3 protein-coding genes are annotated in these 2,479 nt (G+C 64.5%); 1 reads left to right on the top strand and 2 read right to left on the bottom strand.

What is annotated here, in order from left to right; genetic code table 11:
- Positions 1-28 precede the first annotated feature (28 nt).
- Positions 29-817: a hypothetical protein gene (locus VGQ94_05825; GenBank protein HEV2022029.1), complete on the bottom strand. Its 789-nt coding sequence runs from the start codon at positions 815-817 to the stop codon at positions 29-31.
- Between the two features lie 86 nt (positions 818-903).
- Complete coding sequence (locus tag VGQ94_05830) at positions 904-1,224, bottom strand: oxidative damage protection protein (GenBank protein ID HEV2022030.1); 321 nt, start codon at positions 1,222-1,224, stop codon at positions 904-906.
- Between the two features lie 203 nt (positions 1,225-1,427).
- Between VGQ94_05830 and VGQ94_05835 the strand changes: the two genes are divergently transcribed.
- Positions 1,428-2,462: a fumarylacetoacetate hydrolase family protein gene (locus VGQ94_05835; GenBank protein ID HEV2022031.1), complete on the top strand. Its 1,035-nt coding sequence runs from the start codon at positions 1,428-1,430 to the stop codon at positions 2,460-2,462.
- The last annotated feature ends 17 nt before the right edge of the window (positions 2,463-2,479 follow it).

The raw sequence follows: 2,479 nt of genomic DNA on the forward strand, positions 1-2,479 counted from the left end.
CGCAGCCGGTCTCGCGCAGGGCGCGCAGCTAGTCATCGTGCCGCAGCAGGTGCTCGACCTTGATGGTGACGTCGTAGGTCAGCGCGGGATGCTCGCGATGAAGCTCGCGCACGATCGCGAGCGCGTGGGCGGGGCCGTTGAAGAAGTCGGGATCGCCGAAGGTGATGTGCTGGGCGCCGGCCGCGACCTGGCGGCGGATGTCCTCGAGCACCACCTCTTGCTGCACGATGCGGAAGGCGCCGTTGTACACGGGCACGATGGGACAGTGGCGGCACAGGTGCTTGCAGCCGCGGCTGGCCTCGGTGTAGCCGACCACCTGCGTCGAGCCGTCGGGCAGCGTGAGCCGGGCATAGCGTTCGAGCGGCGGCAGGCCCTCGCGTTCGGGGACAAGAAACTTCTGGCGCGCGAGCGAGATCTCCGGCTCGACCTGCGGTTGCGCGCCTGGACCCTCGGCGGTCAGGCGGCGTGACAGGCTCACCAGACCTTCTTCAAACTCTCCGCCCAGGATGGTCGCCACTCCCATCTTGCGCAGCAATTGCGCATTCACCGGAGCATAGAGTCCGTAAGCGCACAGCTGCGCCGACGGATTGAGCTCGCGCACGCGGGGGATCACGCTCATGGCGATGCGCGTCGCGGTGTGCATGGGCAGGTAGAAGCAGATGAGCCGGGCTGCGCGGACGGCATCTTCGTCGAGCGAATCGCGAGAGAGGTCGAGCGCGCGGACATCGTTTCCTGCCGCACGCAGCCAGGCGGCGGGTGAGGCCAGGCCGAAGGGCTGGCGTCCGAGTTCGTAGGTCGAGATGAGGAGGACGGTCATTCGGCCAGTCGATTCTACTTCGGCCTGCAGTATATAGACGCGGGCGAGGACGCCCGCGGGACAGCCGGCGAGACGCCGGCGCTACCTTAGTCTTTGCTTTGCGGGGGAACGTAGCCGGGGGGCAGCACCGCACCCTCGCCGAAGAAGAAATCTTCCATGTGCTTGACGATGATCTCCTGCGCCTCTTTGTGGGCGGGGTTGAGGCGGTACTCGTTGAGGATCATCTTGCAGTGCTCCTGCCAGAGCTTCCAGGCCTCTTGCGAGACGTTCTCGTAGATGCGCTGGCCGAGCGGGCCGTCGAAAGGCGGCTCGTCCATTCCCGGCATCTCGCGCTGGAACTTGACGCACTTCACCATCCGCTTGCCGACGGTGGAAGCCGGTTCGGGTGTGGGCATGGAGCAAGGCATGGCCCTATGCTACTAGAGCCGTGGCGGTTTGTCAGCGCTCCCTCGGCCTTGGAATTACATCCCGAGCCCGCCGCGGCGGGCGAGGGAACCCTACCTCATCCGCGAACATTCAGGAGCGGGTAGGGCTCCCTCGCTGCGCTCGGGATGTAAAGAGTAGGCGGACACGTGGACAAGCCACCGCATGGGAAATAGACTGGCTGCGCATGCGATTGGTGACATTCGAGGACGCGGGCGGCAGGCAGCGCATCGGGGCGCTGGTGGAAGGCGACCGCATCGTGGACCTGCACGCCGCATACGAGCTCTACCTGCGCGAATCATCTGCTACGGCCAAGGGACGGTTCAAGGAGCTTCCCGGCAGCGCGGTCCCGGGCGACATGCGGCAGCTCTTCGAGGCCGGAGACGAAGGCCTGGAAGCAGCACGCCAGGCTCTGGAGTGCGCGCTCAAGAAGAAGACGCTGGAAACGCCGCTCTTCTACCGCCGCGATGAGGTCAAGCTCAAGGCGCCCATCCTCCCCAAGAAGTTCTTTCACACCGCCGGGAATTTCCGCGAACACCACGAGGAGGCCGCGAAGGCTGGCTTCTCGCATCCCGTGCTGCCCTGGATCGTCTTCTTCCAGAACGTGGACGCCATCATCGGCCCCGAGGAGCCGGTCATCTATCCCAGCCACCTGACCGAGGAGCTGGACTACGAGCTGGAGCTGGCGGTGGTGCTAAAGAAATCCGGCAAGCATTTTTCGGCGGAAGAAGCCAAGGACTACATCGGCGGATACGTGATCTTCAACGACGTGACCGCGCGCGATATCCAGCGGCGGGAGATGAAGTCCGGAGTGTTCAGCTTCTGCAAGGGCATCGACACTTTCTGCCCGCTGGGACCGCACATCGTGACCGCGGACGAGATCCCCGACCCGCACAACCTCTCCATGGAGCTGCGCGTGAACGGCGAGCCCCGCCAGCGCTCCCATACCAGCAAGATGGCGGTGAAGATCCCGGAGATCCTGGCGCACTACTCGGCCATGGGCTATAGCGCTGGCGACGTGGTCTCGACTGGCACCGTCTCGGGCGTGGCCGCCTTCTCCGGCGACCCCAAGAAGTGGTACCTGAAGCCCGGGGACGGGATGGAGTGCGAGATCGAGAAGATCGGGGTGCTGAGGAATCCCGTGATCTCGTGGGAGCAGGCGTACGGCAAGCCGCCTGGCAATGCAAAAAGCAAAATCACAAAGACAAAAGAAAACGCATAGATCCTTCGCTCGCCGGT

Source organism: Terriglobales bacterium, from assembly GCA_035937135.1.
In the GTDB taxonomy this organism is placed as follows: domain Bacteria; phylum Acidobacteriota; class Terriglobia; order Terriglobales; family Acidobacteriaceae; genus DASYVL01.